Below are 16,199 nucleotides of genomic sequence, written 5' to 3' on the forward strand. Positions count from 1 at the left end.
CGCCCGCGGCGATCTGGGCGGCGGTAAGGGAATCGAAGCTCTGGGCCATTACTCGCTCTCCCCCTCTCCCAAAATGGACGGCACGCGGAAGTAGCGATCGCGCGCGCTGCCGGCGTTTTCCAGCGCGACGTCGAGCGGTAGGTCGCGCTCGGGCTCGCGCAGGTCATCGCCCATCACGTTGGACAGGCTTCCGATGGGATGGAACGTGGGCTCCACGTCGGGCAAGTCATATTGCAGGACGGGCTCGAGCATCTGGACGGCGTCGTTCATGTAGGACGTCATCTGGGTGAGCTCGTCATCGGTCAGTGCGATCTTTGCGTACTCGGCGATGCCGCGCACGTCTTTCTCGCTGAGTGCCATAGGCGCTCCCTTCCGCATAACAGTTAAACCGCTTTAGTATACAAGGCAACGCCGGCTTGGAGCAGGCGCTTTACCCAAATGCAGCGAAAACGTAACGAGGGCGGCGGTTGGCAGGCGGCGGGCTGGCGGTTCTGCAGCGAAACCGCACCGTCCATAGCGAAAACGGTCTCGCCCGCAACGAAGACCGTCCCGACCGCAACGAAAACCATCACAACATTCGATGCTTTTCGCCAAAATCGCTATTTTCATCGAATGTTGTGATGGTTTGGAAGTCCTGACCACAACAAAGGCGTCTGTCCCCATTGTGGTGGTTCTGAAGAATGTCTTATGCCGAGGCCTTTGCCTTGCGGCGCTTGCGGACCGCGTGGATCACGATGTCCAGCAGCAACAGCACAATGGCTACGACCACGATAAGCACGGCAAACTCGCGCTTGCCCCAGTGGCGACCGGCTAGCGACTTTTGCTTGTCGACGTCCTTCTTGTTGTACTTGGTTCGCACGCAGTGCACCAGCAGGCGATGGTCGTTCACGCCGTAGGGCGTGCAGGTGACGAGCGTCACCTTGTCGGCGCCAGGCTCGATGGTCAGCGACTCCATCTCCTCGGGCAGCACCACCTCGGAGTCCACCATCTTGTAGGCGAGCGTCTTGCTCATGGTGTGTAGCAGCACCAGGTCGCCGGGCTCCAGCGAGTGGATGTCGTCGAACATGCTCAGGTTGCGCATGCCCGAGTGCGCGGTGAGCACGCAATGTGTCGAGGTGCCGCCCACTGGCAGGCTCGTACCCTCCAGGTGGCCGACGCCCGCCATGAGGACCTCCTCGCTCGTGCCGTGGTAGATGGGCATGCTTACGTCGATGGAGGGGATCTCGACCCAACTCATCATGGGGTCGCGGTCAAAGATGAGCTGCTGGTCGTAGGGCTCGATCTGGTCGGCAGGAAGCTCGGTAGCCTCGCCCGCCAGCTGCTCGTTAAAGGAGCGCGCCTGGAGCAGGATGCGCTCGCGCTCCTCGGCAGACAGCGCGTCCACGGTGCTGGACACCGTGCTGATCTGGTTGAACACGCCCGAGGCCTCGAGCCGGTCCAAGATCCACGGCCAGGTCATAAGGCCCACGCCAATAAGGATGATGACGATGGTGATGAGCCGGTCGGCCCAGCGCGGCAGTCGCTTGCGGCGGCGTTCAGGCTTTGGTTGAGGTTTGGGCTGAGGGCTTGAGCCACCGCTGGCCGCGGCGTTATTGCTCTTCATATGTTTGGCGCCCTGCACCATCGCCGGTCACTCCTCTACAGCTCAAGTTGTCTAAACAAATAATAGCCGATTAGCGAGCTCCTGCGGCGGGCAACGCAGCCTGGCAGCATTGCGCAGCGCGAGTATGGGCCCGCATTTGCGTTTTCAAAATGTCCCGAATCGGCGGGGCGATTCGGGATACAATAGCTACAGGAAACGACGCACCCCGCGTAAGTACTTAGGAGCGCGGGCGACCAGTTTCCGACGTTGTTAAATGCCCGGGCCTCTAACCCCGGGCATTCTTATTTGCGCTTGTTGCGGCGCAAATGCCTTCTACCGTCCGCACCGCGCGTGCGCCTACGGACCTTAAACCGAACCTCATACGAGTCAAGAAACGCGATGACGAACGTGCCCACCGCCGCGAGGGCGGCGAGCGCGTTAAGGAATTTCAGCATTTGGGGACCTCCGATCGAGTCGTCGGCCGCCCGCGCACGGGATGCGTCGCAAGGCCATTTTACTGCGAGTGTATGCACTCACAGCTGGTAAACGCAATAATTGCAAACATCTGTTCGATATTCATACGCTTGATCCATCGGACAATGGAGCCTGGCTGCGTTGTCCAAAAAGAACGGGGCAGACTCCAGTGCGGAGTCTGCCCCGAAAAGAGAATGGCAAAGTAAGAACGTGGATGGACGAGAAAAGTGTCCGCAAGTCTCATGGCCATCACATCCCACCTGCCAAAGGGATGGGTGAGTGAGCGCTACTCCTGCTCGGACTCCTCAGCCTGCTTACGGCTGCGGATGAGGTGCGCTACGCCGATGCACAGCACCGCGCCACCAGCGATCCAAGTGAAGGTCACGCCATTGAGACCGGTCAGGGGAAGGCCAACCTTCTTGGTATCGCCAACGGTGATGTTAAGGGTACCGTCGGTGTTTGTGTCAGTGCCAGCCTTGGCCTCGAGCTTGTTGTCGCCCTTCACATCGTTCGGTGTGCCGATGATGACCTGACCGCTCGGAGCGCTTAGTACGTACTTTTCTGCATTCGAGTTTTCACCCGAAGCCTCATTTTCGCTCTTCGAATTAATCGTGAAATCAAAAGATGCGACCTTGTCGTAATTTTCGGGAGCGTCAGTCTCCTCTACCGTATAGGTTCCCGCACCGAGGCCCTTGACAGTAATGGCACCGTCATCGCCAGTCGTGAACTCGTACGCGTCGATCCCAAGGGTTCCATCGGACTGAACGTATCTTCCCTGCAAACTGGTATCCGCTGCTGTCTTCACCATGATGGTAAATTTCGCATTCGGAAGCGCCTTCTCGGTGCCAAGGTCAACCTTATTAAGCTTGAGACCATAGGTATAGCTCTTGACCTCATCAGGGACCGTCGTGCCGTAGTCGCCGGTCATAGGGTTGTTTGAGTACGTAAGCGTAGCGGTGTTGGTGTTGCCTGCGTTGTCTCCAATGGCGGCCTTGCTGTTGATCTTTGCCTTATAGGAGAGCACGATGCAGGATTCCGAGGTAACATCCGCTACCTGCTTAAGGTTTTCACACTTCCATGTCGTTGTTTTATTTCCAGTCGTACTCTGAACAAAGCTGCTCGTCACATCAGTGCCATTCTTGTGGTTGATATCAACATGAGCGAGCCTCTCGCTCGGATACAGAGTTGCCGTGAAACCAGTCTCCATTGTCAGGCCCTCGGAGAGTTGGTCGGAAAACTGATAGAAGTACGTACCGTACGTATCGTAGTTGTCGGCAATGGTGCCGTAGAGGTTGTACGTTACATCCTGCCCAACATGGGAGTCGCTCGCATCGAGCTCTTTATCGCCCTTGGCGCTCACGATTTTCTTATCGACGGTAGGGACACTCTTCTTGGGAGTCACCACTTTATCATGCGTGCCATCAACGACTGCATATACAGGCGAGGTAAAAACGTCTTTCGAGCTGGTATTCGAACCTTGTGCCACGCTATTGGTCAGGAAGAGCCAGTAACCGGCGGTGAGACCAGAAAGGGCTTTATCGTCCTTGCTGGTCGTTTTCCAAGCGCCAGGCAAAGACTCAGCATTCAGTTTTTTCGCAATCACATTCAAAACGTGACCGTTCGCAACCTTTGTAGTTGCAGTCGTTCCAGCATGGTCATTCAACCATTCGGCAGCATCCTGTGCATTTTGGTTGCTGTAGCTATTGTTGGCATCTTCTGCCTTCACGGCTTCATCAATTGCACTGACCACAGCGTCCCGAATTGCATCCTTCTCAGCCTGGGAAGATCCGGCCCACTGAATATTGGTGACAGTAGAGCCGTTCACGTTAGCCGTAAAGATCTGGATGCCCTTATAGGTCGTAGTCTCTTGATAAGTAGGGTCATTGAAAGTTACGGTCGAACCCGCCGCACCATCAGCAAACGCCATGGTCACCGGGGCCATAACGCCGCCGAAGCTCAGCGCCGCCGTGAGGCCTGCCGTTACTGCCAGGCGTGCGATGTTCTTGTTCATGCTCATCTTCTTTTCCTCCGTTTTCCGGTTGGTTCTCATTCGATCGGTCATCATCTGTCTGTGTCTTAGCATCTGCTTCGCTACGTCTCGCCCCGCTCTCTGTGGGGCTGCCAGCTACTCTTTATGGCTGCCACCTCCCCGCTTGATCAGGAGCGCGACCACGATGAGTGCAGCTCCGGCGACCGCTGCGGCGGCCACGGCGTACATTGCCATATCGCCAGTCAAGGGCATAAAGCCTCCGGTGGTAATGCTAGGGGGTGTGCCGGTGGGCGTATTAATGATCGACGCCTCCAGGCTGCCCGTCGACCCGTCCGCACTGTCGGCGCGCAGGGGCGACTCGGCCGTAATGGTGAGCTTGGGCTTGGCGGCGGCCACCTGGTCGACGTCCAGGCCCTCGGCCTTGACGGTCACGGAGCGCGTGCCCTCAAAGGCGGTGTAGCCCTTGGGCGCCTTGAGCTCGCGGACCTCCAGCTTGCCCGAGTCCACGCCCGAGACGGTCACGCGGCCGTCCTCACCCGTGGTGACGGTGGCCTTGCCCTCTGCATCCCACGTGCCGTCAGCCGCTAGCGTGCGACCGCGGTCGTCGGCGATGCTCAGGACCGCCCCGGCAAGCGGCTTGTCGCCGTCGGTGCCGCGCTTGGTGAGCGCGAGATCCCAGGTGTAGGCGCACGCATCGTCGCTCGGCGTGCGGGTGAAGCCGGCATCGCCGGACTGGTCGGCAAAGGGAGAGCGCGGGTAGCGCAGGTAGACCTCGTTGGGGTTGCCCTTCGCGATGCCGTGGCTGCATGCGCTGTTGAGCGGCGCGTTGTACACGGCGACCACGCGGGCGCCAGCGGTGAAGGCGTCGGCCCCGCCGAGCGCGGCGATCAGGTCACCGGTGCGCACGGTGAAGGTTCAGGTCACCGGTGCGCACGGTGAAGGTCTTACCGTCGGCCGAGACCCTGCACTGGGCCGTGATATCGGTCCAGCCCTTCGCGGGCTCGGTGCCGACATGCCCGTCCTTGCCGGCCGAGACGGCGTCAAAGCCGCCGTCCGCACCCGCCGCCACGTACACGCGCACGCTCGCGGCCACCTTGGAGGGGTCGAGTCCCGCGCTCATGGTGTCGACGAACTGCACCGCGTAGGTGTCGTAGGCGGCAAGGCCTGCCGGGACCGTGGCAGAGAGGCGCCAGTACAGGTCGTCGCCGACCGTGGCGTCGGCGGCCTTCTGCCAGGCGACGGCACTGTCCTCCAGCACATGCTTGGACACCTTGGGGGTCGCGGCCTTGGGCTTGACGGTGACGGCACTGCCGCCGACCAGTGCCATGATCGGCGCGGTGCCGGCCTCGTTCTGGGCGATGGCGCCGTCGTCGGCGACGATGAGCCAGTAGCCACAGGGCAGCTCGGCCGCCCTGCCCGCGTTAAGGGCCACGGACACGGCGCCAGAGCTCTGGAGGGAACGAGCGAGCTGTGCGCTCAGCGCGCTCGTAAGGTGGGAATCGGCGTTGAGCCACTCGGCAGCTTCCTGCGCGGTGGTCTGGGATTTGGGCATACCGGCGCTGTGCAGCACGGGCAGCGCGGCGTCGCGCACGGCATCGCTTGCCCAGGCGAGGTCGGTGGCGATCTTGGCGTCGCTGTCGCCGTCGACGACGTTGGCGCTAAAGATCTGGTAGGCGTCGTAGCTGCTCGCCACGGAGCCGCTCACCGTGATGGAACCGGTCGAGGTCGGCGCGGCCTGCGCGGATGCGGGGAACACAACCGCGCAGGTGCCGATCAGGAGGGCAAGCAGTGCAAACAAAATCGGGAAGGAGCAAACTTTCTTATTCACGACGCTCACCCCCCTTCGCATTCGCCTTGCGACGAATGTGCATCCAGGCCGCAGCAGCGCAAAGCACCGCCGCGCCGGCAAGGTACGTCAGCGTGACGCCCGACATACCAGAAAGGGGCAATGAGGTGGAGTAGGTGTTGGTGAAGACCGGAACGCTCTGTTCCTTGCCAGTGGCCTCGTCCTTAGCTGGAACGTAGGTGACCGCCTTTTGCTCGTTCTCGGGGATATCCTTGCCATCGGCATTGACGATCTTGGTGTAGGTCACATTGGTCGTTATCTTTCCAGAACGATCATCCGTTGCAACGACCTTAAACTCGTAGACCGACTCGTCGTACTTATAGTTCGTAAACGGCATGCTCGGTTGCTGTTCGCGAACGTAATAAGTAAAGGTCTTGGAAGCGCCACGGCCCGGAACATCAGAATCACTCTGCTTCAAGCTGCCAAGTGTGTACCCAATCGTGGAGAAGCTTAAGGTCTGGGACTTGCCAGCGTCAGCCTTGGTCAATTTATCCTGAACGTTCTCCGTGAACTCCTTGTTAGTCGCAAACTCGAGCGTAAACTCCTTCATCTCGCCACCTTCAACGACCTTAGTCGCCTTGGGAGTCCAAGAGCCGCTGGAGGTGTACGAAGTGTACGTGTTAGTGAAGGTTGCGCCGCTGGAGTCGACGATCGAATAATAGCCTTGTTCGTCCTTTTGCAGATCGCTCAGCGAGTTAGTTGAATCTCCGGAGTGTTTAGTCCAACTCAATTTTTTGATCGTGTAGTTATGGACTGCAAGCTCTTTGGTCGCGGTCGCATTATCCCGAATCGGAACAGACATGAGCACATCTTTCTTGCCTTCTTCGAGTTCAACCGTAATCTCGTACACGGCCGGGTCGTACGTGATGTCGGAATCAGTGCCAGCATTTTCAACCAAATAGTATGTAATCGTGCCAGTCGTACCGTTCGCTGTGAACTGCTCACCAAGGTCAAACTTGATGATGCCACTTGCATCATTACTCGCAGTTCCAACCTCGGTGCAAGCGTCAGGAGTGAATACCCCGCGAGCGATAGGATCACTCGAATCCTTGCGGTAGACCGTAAAGTTGAAATCCCCAGCCTTAAGCTCACGGCCGGCCAAGTTCTTGGTCGCCTTCAGCTTAAGGCTCGGGTAGACATACGTATCCGCTGGCTGACCCAAGTACAGGTCGCCATTCGACATGATGCCGCCACCATGGTCCCAGGAATAGTTGCCCGTGATGAAAGTTCTGGCAGCTTTCTGCGCATTATTCGCTTCATCACTTCCAACTTTGACAGCCGAAGTCAGACCGACGCTCCGATAAATCTTCACGCCGCCATTGGCAGGGATCTTGATAGCCTCATAGAGTTCTTCGTTATCACTGAGGTCTTTGTTATCACTGCGTTCTTTGCTTCCCGAATACTTGGCGTCTCCGTCGCCGAGCATCTTGCCGATTACCGCCGCAAGCGGTTCCTGATGGCCAGCCGCTGCCGCAAGGAAGAAATCGGCATGACCGTTCTCGCGAAACACCTTCGAATTGTATGCATCTTTATCTTGATTCTTACCACTACCACCACCTGAAAGATGGGGTTTAGCTTCATTGCCGGTATTGTTCTCTGAGTTGTAAGCATATTTATAATCGTTTTTAAAACGATCTCCGTCATCATACTCAGCGCCGGCAGACGAATTGCCAAAGATTGCCGTGCCCTCAGTGTTCGTTACCAACGTCTTGCCCGTAGGGCAGACTGCAACGCCGCCGCCGTAGCCGCCAGCTGTATTGGCGCTAATGTACGAGTTGTACACAAAGAGCCTGCCAGCATTAGATGCTGCAACATTCGAATCACCCTGAACAAAGATGCCGCCGCCGCCCCAGTCAAAGCGAGACATGCAGTGGTTATTAGTGATGTAGACTGGGCTATCTTCTGACGCTCCACTTATCATCGCGTCAATCATCTGGCCCACTCGGATGCCGGCACCTTCAGATCGGTAGCTCACGTTAGAGGCAATAATTCCTCCTTTAATGTCGAGCCATGCCCTATCATGTTGAAAAATATTGGTAACGTAAACGCCGCCGCCAGCTTCCTCGGAATAGTTGCCAGTAATCTTGCCATCGGAAATGGTGACATGGACGCCGTTTTTGGCAGCAAGCCCAGCGCCGCCACAACAACCATTGCCATCACCCCCGCAGAAATTGGCATAGCGATTGTTCGTAATGTAACCGCCGGAAACAGTAACGCTGCCGCCTTCTTCGGCCATGATGCCGCCACCATATCCTTTAGTGCCATTAAGCGTGCTATTACCGGAGATTACGCCACCAGCCACTGTGACTGCAGACTTCTTGGCATATACACCGCCGCCACTAGGAGCGTGGTTGCCGGCAATTACGCCGTTAGAAATGTTAAGAGTCGATTGGTCGACAGATATTCCTGCGCCGGCACCATTGTACCGACAATAACCTCCACAAACGTAACCACCGTTCATATTGACGGTCGACTTATTCTCCGCGTGCACCAGGCTTCCGACATGGTAGTCTTTCTGTTGTGTGAGCACGCCGCTCTCAAGACTGAAATGACCGCCGTTGATGTTGATGAGCTTCAGGTTTTCAGTGCCACCGCATGCCACGATGGCGCCTTTAATACCTTTAATATCTTTATCTTTAATATCTTTAAAAGCAATACCATGCCTTACAAGCGACTCGGTTGTGCCTGTTACTCCTGGGGACGATTCGGTCACATAGTAGGAAAGGTAAGACGGAATGCCATCGTTGTCGTAAGACAGTTCGGCTTCCCTGCCATAATTGGCGGGAGTATAATCCTGGCCCTGACCATTTAGCTGCAGGCCGTCGTCGACCTCTTCACTCACTTCCTCAGTATCCTTAATTGTAAGTGTCGCGCCACCGGTGATATTGAACAAAGACTGACCTTGACTCGTATGCTTAATCTTATGGCCGTTTAGATCCAGCGTGATATTGCTGCCTTCCTTGTTGAGCGTGATCGTCTCGCTGGTATCAATATCATTCATAAGCTTGAAGCTAGCCGCACCATTTGCATTCGCCAGGCTTTGCAACTCGCCAGCTGTTTGTATAGCTGTTTGTATTTCAGTGGGTGCCGTTTTAGTCTGCCCGCCTTCCGCAGCCAGCATTACGGCATTGCCATCCGACAACTCGCCATCTTCGGCCTGCAGCTTACCTTCAGGCTGACCCTGCTCAGCACCATTTGCAGGGTCGGCTTCGCCACCCTCAATAGCGTCACTATTCTGGTTTTCGGTATCCCCGTTGGCAGTGTTGTCTACATCAGTGGGCTCACTTGAGGAATCCCCCATCACAGTTTCCTCGGCTGCACCCGCCTGGGCATCGTTGGCAATGGCCTGTGAGATCGGAGGCATGACGAGCGACAGTACCAGGCTCAAAACGGAGGCTCCGCACAAAACGCCTGCCAGTACACGGCGCGTCGCTTTTTTACTCTGCTTAGATTTGTCTGAATTTGCTTTCATCGATGTCTCCTCCCCAAGAGACCGCGATCTTGCTCTTTCACTATCAAACGTATCTGCGCAATCTGAAATTGCGCACGTTTAGTGTACATATTGTAACGATTGTTTAGACATCTGAGCAACAATACCGACATTTTTGTAGCGGATTCTCAATTCTCTTGACATTTGCTCAGATTTACCTTCGTTTATTCGCTATCTATTTTTTGTTTCTACTGGTAATTTAGTTGCACATCATTTTTTAATGGCATCAGAATTATTTGCACAAATTTTTGCTCAAGAGCAAACATCCCGCTCACGGTCGAAAATCGACCGTGAGCAGTAGGTCATTAACCGGAAGGAATATCCTACCAAACTGGTGAGAATATCTTAACCCATCGGCAGTTAGAAGCGTGATGTTCAGGCAACGTTATTTGCATTTTCACGCAGATTTTAGGTATCAATTCGCCCAAATCGCCTGAGCGTTTAATTGCAATCAAGCGGCCACCGCAAAGGAGCCTGTCCCCTTTGCGGTGGTTCTCCCCCGGCGCTATAGCAGATGTTCCTCGATAAAGATCGCGATGCCGTCTTTGTCGTTGCTCGCGGTTACAAAATCGGCAGCGGCACGGGTGGCGTCGCTGCCGTTTGCCATGGCCACACCCACGCCGGCGTCAGCCACCATGCAGGTGTCGTTGTCCGCATCGCCAAACACGCAGATGTCCTGGAGCTCCATGTCGTTGAGCTCCGCCACGCGCACAAGGCCGCGCGTCTTGGACACGCGCGGATCCATGAACTCGTAGAGCCGCTGCGTGGTCTGCAGAGCCGCCGCCTTAACGGTATCGTCGGCGAACGTCGACGCCCGTTCGATGACCTGCGGCATCACCTCGGGCGCCATGGTAAACATCACCTTGGTCTGCGGCTCGCGCAAAAACTCGGCAAAGTCGACCACCTTGTAGGGCACGCCGTCGACACGCGACAGGTGCTCGACGCATGCATTGCTCTCGGGCACATAGAGCACGCCGTCCCGAGGGCAAACGGGCGTTGCCGGCAGGCCTGCCATGTGCTCGCAGATGTGCGCGATGGTCTCGCCCGGTAGCGGGTAGCTCAGCTCGTTGATGCCGTGCGCACGATCGATGACTTCGGCGCCGCCGCAGCCCACCAGCACGTCTACCAGGCCTTCGATACCCCAGAGCCCAAACATGGCCTCGGTCGCCTGGGCGTCGCGCCCGGTGCACAGGCCAAAGAGCACGCCGCGCTCGCGCAGGGCGTGGATCGCCGCCACGGTGCGCGGGGACACCGTGTGCTGACTCGTGAGCAGCGTGCCGTCGATATCGCAGAACACGGCTTTGATGTGGCTGAAGGTAGTGTCCATGGGGGCCTTTCTGGGTTGTGTGGCGGTGTGGGGCGTATTCGTGAACGGCGTAAATGGTATACCAAGGCGCGGGCGCGGCCCGTCAACGCAAAAACCATCACAAAGGTGTCTGGCCCTTTGTGGTGGCCAGACCCGCAGGGTGGCCTGGCCCGGGGCGCAAACCATCACAACATTCGACGTTTTTCGGCAAAATCGCGATTTTCATCGAATGTTGTGATGGTTTTACTGCCTTGCGGCACAATCAAAATGCCAGTGGCCAAACAGCAGCAACGCCACGGGAACCGCCGTCACGACCATACCCGCCCCTACGAGCGTCTGCTGCACGCCAAATGTCGCCGCCAGCCACGGGGCAATCGCCAGCGGCGCCACGCCGGCGAACATATTGCCAAAGCCCATGACCGAGTTGACGCGACCGAGCTGCTCGAGCGGAGCCGTCGTTTGCACGATAGTGTTGTGGAGCGGGTTGACGACGCCCCAGGCCACGCCCAGGACAATCTGGCCGATAAGGGTCACGCCCACGTACGGTGTCCCCACATAAATCAGACTTCCCACGCCCACGGACATGAGTGCCACGAGCAGCGTTTTGAGGCTGACGAAGCGCGGCGGCAAGCGGAGCGCGACCACGGCGCCCAGCACCGCGCCCACACCGCTGGCCGACGAGAGCCAGCCCATCCACTCAACACCGACGTGCAGGACATCGCGGTAGAAGAACGACTCCAGCGGATCGAAGGCACCGTAGCCAAAGTTTGAAAGAAAGATGATGCAGAACAGCAAGGCGAGGATACTGTTGGTGAAGACTGTCTTGATGCTTGTCGCGAAGGTGGCGCGGGCGAATGTGCTGGGGTTGGAGCTTTGGCTGGCAGTGATTGCCGTTGTACTGCTGTCCGCGGGAGTACTTTCACGCGCGGCGACACGAACTGCTTGCGGTCTAAAGCCCCAGCCGACAATGAACGCCAGTACGGTAAAAATCATCATGAGCACGAACACCGCGCGTGACGATGTAGCCGCCGCGACAAAGCCGCCCAGCGTGGGGCCAACGATGATACTCACGTTTGAAAACATGGCGATGGCGGAGTTGATGTCTTTGAGCTCGGCGGGATCGTCGGTGAGATATGCCGGATAGGACGTGGCGATGGGTTGGGCGAATCCCATCACAAAACCTAGGAGCGCCGCGCCGGCAAGGACTGTTCCGGTCGCTCTGCCAAAGGCGATGATTGCCGCACCCGTCGCCAGCGTGCCGACGATACTCAACAAGAAATGGCGACGTGGGCCCCAGGCGTCGAGCGCCGCGCCACCCGCAAAGGATCCCAAGATCACGAATACGTTCATAAAGAGGACAGCCAGCGATGTCGCCACGACCGAGGCATCGTCTGCATAGGTGAGCGTTCCGATGACGCCGATAAAGTAGCTGGTCTGAAAACCGGTGTAGATGAGAAAGCGCATCGCCACCAGGCGCTTGGCCTGCATGGACAGCGATGATTGAGGCTTTGAGAAAAGATGGGTGAGCATGGAGACTCCTTGTTTCATACGAATGCGGACGGCGGGCATTCGCCACCGTCTGTCAAATCAATCTATCCGCATGAAACATTAAGGACGCATCAAGCCCCTTCTCTCCGTTTTTCGCCCGTCGTGGACTACTTGGTAGATTGTAAGGCATGTCCCACACATCTACCAAAGCAAAAACCACCACAAAGATGCCTGTCCCCTTTGTGGTGGAAGTGACGTTTGCCCAGGTAAAACCTGCCAAAATAAACCTGTCCCTATTTGGCAGGTTTTAGGCCAGATGATCTTGGATGAGGTCGCAGATGGCTCGGGCATCGTTGATGTTGATGGCTCGGGTCGCAAAGCCGGCGTCGAAGGCCTGACGCGCCAGGGCCTCGTTGCAGGCAAGGGCCAGCGTGTGACCGTCGACCAGGTCGAGCGAGCTCTTGCCGCGCAGACGGTCGACACCGGAGCGCGCGACCACGATGTTGTCGAAGCCCTCGGTCTTGTAACCCTCGATGATCACCACGTCGACATCGTTGTAGCGTGACAGCAACTCGCGCGCGGGCATCTCGTCCTCCTCGCGCGTGTCGGCGTACTCCGCCCAGCGCGTGGCGCAGATGAGGCCCACATGCTTGGATCCAGCCTGGTGATGGCGCCAGGTGTCCTTAGCGGGCACATCGATATCAAAGCCGTGGTGCCCGTGATGCTTGAGCGAACCCACGCGCAGGCCGCGGCGAGTAAGCTCGGCGATAACCTTCTCGACGAGCGTGGTCTTGCCCGAGTTTTGGTAGCCGATAAACGCGATCGCGGGGACGGCCGGAGTGGGAGCTGCGGGCGCGACGGCGACGGGTGCGCTCGCGGGTGCGTCGCCTGCGGCTCCCACGGCCTCAGCAGCAGCGGCCTGACGCTCTGCGCGATCCCACACGCCCGAGCGGCCGCCCTCCTTGTGCAGCAGGCGCACGTCGACGATCTCCATGCCACGATCGACCGCCTTGCACATGTCATAGATGGTCAGGCACGCGGCGCTCGCGCCGGTCAACGCCTCCATCTCGATACCCGTCTTGCCCGTCACGCCGGCCGTAACCAGCACGTGAAAGCCAACCTGCCCGTCCGCGCGCGCCGGCGCCCAGCCCTCGGGCACGTCATCGACAGGCGTCCCCGCCGGAGCGATGGGCACAATGTCGCACTTACTCTTGGTAATGAGCAACGGATGGCACATGGGAATGATGTCGCTCGTGCGCTTGATGGCCATGATGCCCGCCACGCGTGCGCAGGCAAGCACGTCGCCCTTTTTGGCGCGGTCCTGCAGCACCATGGCTTGCGTCTCGGGGTGCATGAGGATGGTGCCCTCGGCGATGGCAATGCGATGAGTCTCGGCCTTGTCGGACACGTCGACCATGCGTACCTCGCCCTTGGCGTCCACGTGCGTCAGCTCGTCGCGACGGGCGTCACGGGCGGGCTCGGTGGCAGCGCTGGCAGTCGGCTGCGCGCCTGCAACGGCATCGCTGGCCGCAGCCGTGACTTTGTGGGCAGACATCGCGGCCCTGCGAGCGGCCTTGGTGGCATCGGCGTACCTGCTCTTGGCCATATGATCATCCTCCGATTTGAGACATAAATCGTTGCGTGCCCTCAATTATCGCGTGTTCCTGCGGTTTGTGGGCCACGGCATCGCGCCAAATCGAAAGTACCTGCATATCATCACCACGGCGCAGCGCCTCACGTACCGAATACTCGGCATCGCTGAACAGGCACGGACGCACGTTGCCATCGGCCGTCAGGCGCAGACGGTTGCAATTCGCACAAAAATGGTTGGACATGGCGCTGATGAAGCCAACCGTTCCCGCCGCACCCGGAAAGTGCCAATAGCGCGCAGGGCCCGCACCAGCAGGAGCGTCGTTGATGTCGAGCGGCTCGAGCTCGCCCAGTCCCGCCGCGGTGGCCCCGGCATTGATGCGCGCCCGCAGCTCGTCGCTCGGCACGGTATCGCTCGCGTCCCACAGCTCGGGATTGAGCGCGGGCGCATGCGGGTCCACAGCGCAATGCGAGCTGGTGCGCTCGTCGCCGATGGGCATGTATTCGATAAAGCGCAGGTGGATGGGGCGGTCGAGCGTGAGCCGCGCGAGGGCTGCCACATCCTGGTTGAGCCGGCGCACAACAACGCAATTGACCTTAACGGGCTCAAAGCCCCAAGCCAGCGCCGCATCGATGCCAGCCATGGTCTGCTCGAGTCGACCCAGGCGCGTGATCTTTCCAAAGAGCGTAGGGTCGAGCGCGTCGAGCGAGATGTTAACGCGGTTAAGTCCCGCATCTTTGAGCTGCGGCGCCAGCTTGGGCAGCAGAGCGCCGTTGGTGGTGAGCGAGATGTCCTCGATCTGCGGAATCGCGCGAATGTCACGAATAAGCGGGATGATACGGCGGCTGACTAGCGGCTCGCCGCCCGTCAGGCGCACGCGGCGAATGCCCTCTCCCGCCACCAGGCGCACAAAGCGGGCGATTTCCTCGGCACTGAGTAGCTCGTCGTGTACACGGGGCGCCACGCCATCGGCCGGCATACAATAGATGCAGCGGAAATTGCACTTGTCGGTAACGGCAATGCGCAGGTAGTTGATATCGCGGCCAAAACCGTCATGTTGCACGCGCCCGTCCACGCAGCCCTCCCCTCACGCGGCGTTTTATTCTTCGGAAAACATAATACCCCACGAGAGAATCATGCCGACACCCGTACGACAGGACAGGTCGCTTCGAGCAAAACGGACTTTCCAAGCCCATCCTCAACACAGACCATCACAACATTCGATGCTTTTCCCGTTTTTGGCAATAAACGTCGAATGTTGTGATGGTTTGCCTGCCCATGGCACCCCGTAGAAGGACCAAAGCGCCCCTAAAGGCCGCCGTCCCAGTGACGAATCACGAATTCTCGCAGGTCGTTCTGCCGTTTCTGGAACGCTTCGCTTCGGTCGCACTTAAGGCCCATAGCGAGCGCGATGGCGTTCATCGCCCGATGCAATTGCAGCTGATGGGCAAACTGAGTCCCGGTGAGGACGATCATGCTAAAGCCCAGCGCGCTCAGCACGGTCATACGCTCCGCATCCGACGCGCTGCGCTGTTTATCAAGATGGTCCGAGCCGTTGTATTCAATCCCCGTACCGCTCGCAGGCGCATATACGTCGATCTCGAAATACCCGGCCTTTGCGAGATACTTGAACTCGTTGGGAACATCGACCCGATGGTTGAGCTCAACCTTGGCGTATCCCAGCCCTCCCTGGGAACGTTTTGCTACGACCATGATTGCGGTGGCCGTCTCCATGGGCGACCGCGCGCCATCGCGCACGCGCTTGAGCACGGCGGCCGCGCGTATAGCCCCCTGACGAGATCGGTTCTCATTGCAATAGGCAATCAAGTCGGCAACGGTATACCTCTGCCCCATCTCGATATAATCGCCTGTCGACAGATGATTCAAATGGTATCGGGCGCAGATTTCGTAGCCATATTCCAGCTGCTCGGGCTCGCTCATCCACGAACCCGCTTGGACAAAGCACATGGCCTCATCAACCACCAGAAGGCCCTCTGCCACCTCGATAAGATGGCCCGGAGGTACCGGCGCCCCAAACACGTGGCACCTAAATCCAGCCGGCGTCGAGCGCTCAAAATCGAAGTTGACGAGCGTGTCGACATGATCGAGCTCTTCTCGTGGAATACCAAGCGAAACCAGATAGTCGGTAACGATCCCAACTGCCGTTGAAGCCCTCAGCCCCTTGGCATCGAGTCCCAATTTGGGCAGGCTCGCGGTCGGCTCTGCCTCGTTAGCAAGCGAGTCCTCATCGTATAGGCTGCTTGCTCGCGAGAGCGGCTCGGACGGGCGCGCCACGTTGTGGTACAGCCAGGCAGTCTTATGGGACAGGACGATCGGCAGGTCCATGAGCCCTCCAATGGAGTCGGATAACCAACCTTATTCCCCTGCCCACGGGTCCGCACACCTTCGTGCGCAAGAAAGCGATTCCACCC

12 protein-coding genes are annotated in these 16,199 nt (G+C 58.3%); all 12 read right to left on the reverse strand.

Annotation, left to right across the window (positions count from 1 at the left end):
• Nucleotides 1-48: 48 nt before the first annotated feature.
• The gene (gatC, locus tag AB5405_RS03070) at nt 49-360 is read right to left on the reverse strand and encodes an Asp-tRNA(Asn)/Glu-tRNA(Gln) amidotransferase subunit GatC (protein ID WP_055250987.1); all 312 of its coding nucleotides are present in this window, start codon (nt 358-360) and stop codon (nt 49-51) included.
• 325 nt (nt 361-685) lie between these two features.
• Nucleotides 686-1,603, reverse strand: coding sequence for a class C sortase (locus AB5405_RS03075; RefSeq protein ID WP_368137558.1), 918 nt, complete (start codon nt 1,601-1,603; stop codon nt 686-688).
• A 281-nt stretch (nt 1,604-1,884) separates the two neighbouring features.
• Nucleotides 1,885-2,037, reverse strand: coding sequence for a hypothetical protein (locus AB5405_RS03080; RefSeq protein WP_192919544.1), 153 nt, complete (start codon nt 2,035-2,037; stop codon nt 1,885-1,887).
• Between the two features lie 305 nt (nt 2,038-2,342).
• On the reverse strand, nt 2,343-4,067 hold the full coding sequence (locus AB5405_RS03085; protein WP_368137559.1) for an isopeptide-forming domain-containing fimbrial protein: 1,725 nt from the start codon (nt 4,065-4,067) through the stop codon (nt 2,343-2,345).
• A 114-nt stretch (nt 4,068-4,181) separates the two neighbouring features.
• Complete coding sequence (locus tag AB5405_RS03090; RefSeq protein ID WP_368137560.1) at nt 4,182-4,952, reverse strand: prealbumin-like fold domain-containing protein; 771 nt, start codon at nt 4,950-4,952, stop codon at nt 4,182-4,184.
• The gene (locus tag AB5405_RS03095; protein ID WP_368137561.1) at nt 4,939-5,874 is read right to left on the reverse strand and encodes an isopeptide-forming domain-containing fimbrial protein; all 936 of its coding nucleotides are present in this window, start codon (nt 5,872-5,874) and stop codon (nt 4,939-4,941) included. Before AB5405_RS03095 ends, AB5405_RS03090 begins: the two co-directional genes overlap by 14 nt.
• A complete protein-coding gene (locus AB5405_RS03100; RefSeq protein ID WP_368137562.1) occupies nt 5,867-9,364 on the reverse strand; it encodes a Spy0128 family protein in 3,498 nt (1,165 codons plus the stop codon). Before AB5405_RS03100 ends, AB5405_RS03095 begins: the two co-directional genes overlap by 8 nt.
• A gap of 523 nt (nt 9,365-9,887) precedes the next feature.
• On the reverse strand, nt 9,888-10,709 hold the full coding sequence (locus AB5405_RS03105) for an HAD family hydrolase (protein ID WP_368137563.1): 822 nt from the start codon (nt 10,707-10,709) through the stop codon (nt 9,888-9,890).
• Nucleotides 10,710-10,931: 222 nt separating this feature from the next.
• Entirely contained in the window at nt 10,932-12,218 is a 1,287-nt protein-coding gene (locus AB5405_RS03110) for an MFS transporter (protein ID WP_368137564.1), read from the reverse strand.
• Between the two features lie 265 nt (nt 12,219-12,483).
• A complete protein-coding gene (mobB, locus tag AB5405_RS03115) occupies nt 12,484-13,782 on the reverse strand; it encodes a molybdopterin-guanine dinucleotide biosynthesis protein B (protein ID WP_368137565.1) in 1,299 nt (432 codons plus the stop codon).
• A 4-nt stretch (nt 13,783-13,786) separates the two neighbouring features.
• A complete protein-coding gene (gene moaA / locus AB5405_RS03120) occupies nt 13,787-14,842 on the reverse strand; it encodes a GTP 3',8-cyclase MoaA (RefSeq protein WP_368137566.1) in 1,056 nt (351 codons plus the stop codon).
• Between the two features lie 233 nt (nt 14,843-15,075).
• A complete protein-coding gene (locus tag AB5405_RS03125) occupies nt 15,076-16,113 on the reverse strand; it encodes a putative endonuclease domain-containing protein (RefSeq protein WP_368137567.1) in 1,038 nt (345 codons plus the stop codon).
• Nucleotides 16,114-16,199: the final 86 nt, after the last annotated feature.

This window comes from Collinsella aerofaciens (assembly GCF_040920445.1).
Lineage (GTDB): Bacteria > Actinomycetota > Coriobacteriia > Coriobacteriales > Coriobacteriaceae > Collinsella > Collinsella aerofaciens_BH.

What these genes read in the sequence shown, in the direction of transcription:
- gatC (WP_055250987.1), bottom strand. Translation starts at nt 360, where the DNA reads ATGGCACTCAGCGAGAAAGACGTGCGCGGCATCGCCGAGTACGCAAAG.
- AB5405_RS03075 (WP_368137558.1), bottom strand. Translation starts at nt 1,603, where the DNA reads ATGAAGAGCAATAACGCCGCGGCCAGCGGTGGCTCAAGCCCTCAGCCC.
- AB5405_RS03080 (WP_192919544.1), bottom strand. Translation starts at nt 2,037, where the DNA reads ATGCTGAAATTCCTTAACGCGCTCGCCGCCCTCGCGGCGGTGGGCACG.
- AB5405_RS03085 (WP_368137559.1), bottom strand. Translation starts at nt 4,067, where the DNA reads ATGAACAAGAACATCGCACGCCTGGCAGTAACGGCAGGCCTCACGGCG.
- AB5405_RS03100 (WP_368137562.1), bottom strand. Translation starts at nt 9,364, where the DNA reads ATGAAAGCAAATTCAGACAAATCTAAGCAGAGTAAAAAAGCGACGCGC.
- AB5405_RS03105 (WP_368137563.1), bottom strand. Translation starts at nt 10,709, where the DNA reads ATGGACACTACCTTCAGCCACATCAAAGCCGTGTTCTGCGATATCGAC.
- AB5405_RS03110 (WP_368137564.1), bottom strand. Translation starts at nt 12,218, where the DNA reads ATGCTCACCCATCTTTTCTCAAAGCCTCAATCATCGCTGTCCATGCAG.
- mobB (WP_368137565.1), bottom strand. Translation starts at nt 13,782, where the DNA reads ATGGCCAAGAGCAGGTACGCCGATGCCACCAAGGCCGCTCGCAGGGCC.
- AB5405_RS03125 (WP_368137567.1), bottom strand. Translation starts at nt 16,113, where the DNA reads ATGGACCTGCCGATCGTCCTGTCCCATAAGACTGCCTGGCTGTACCAC.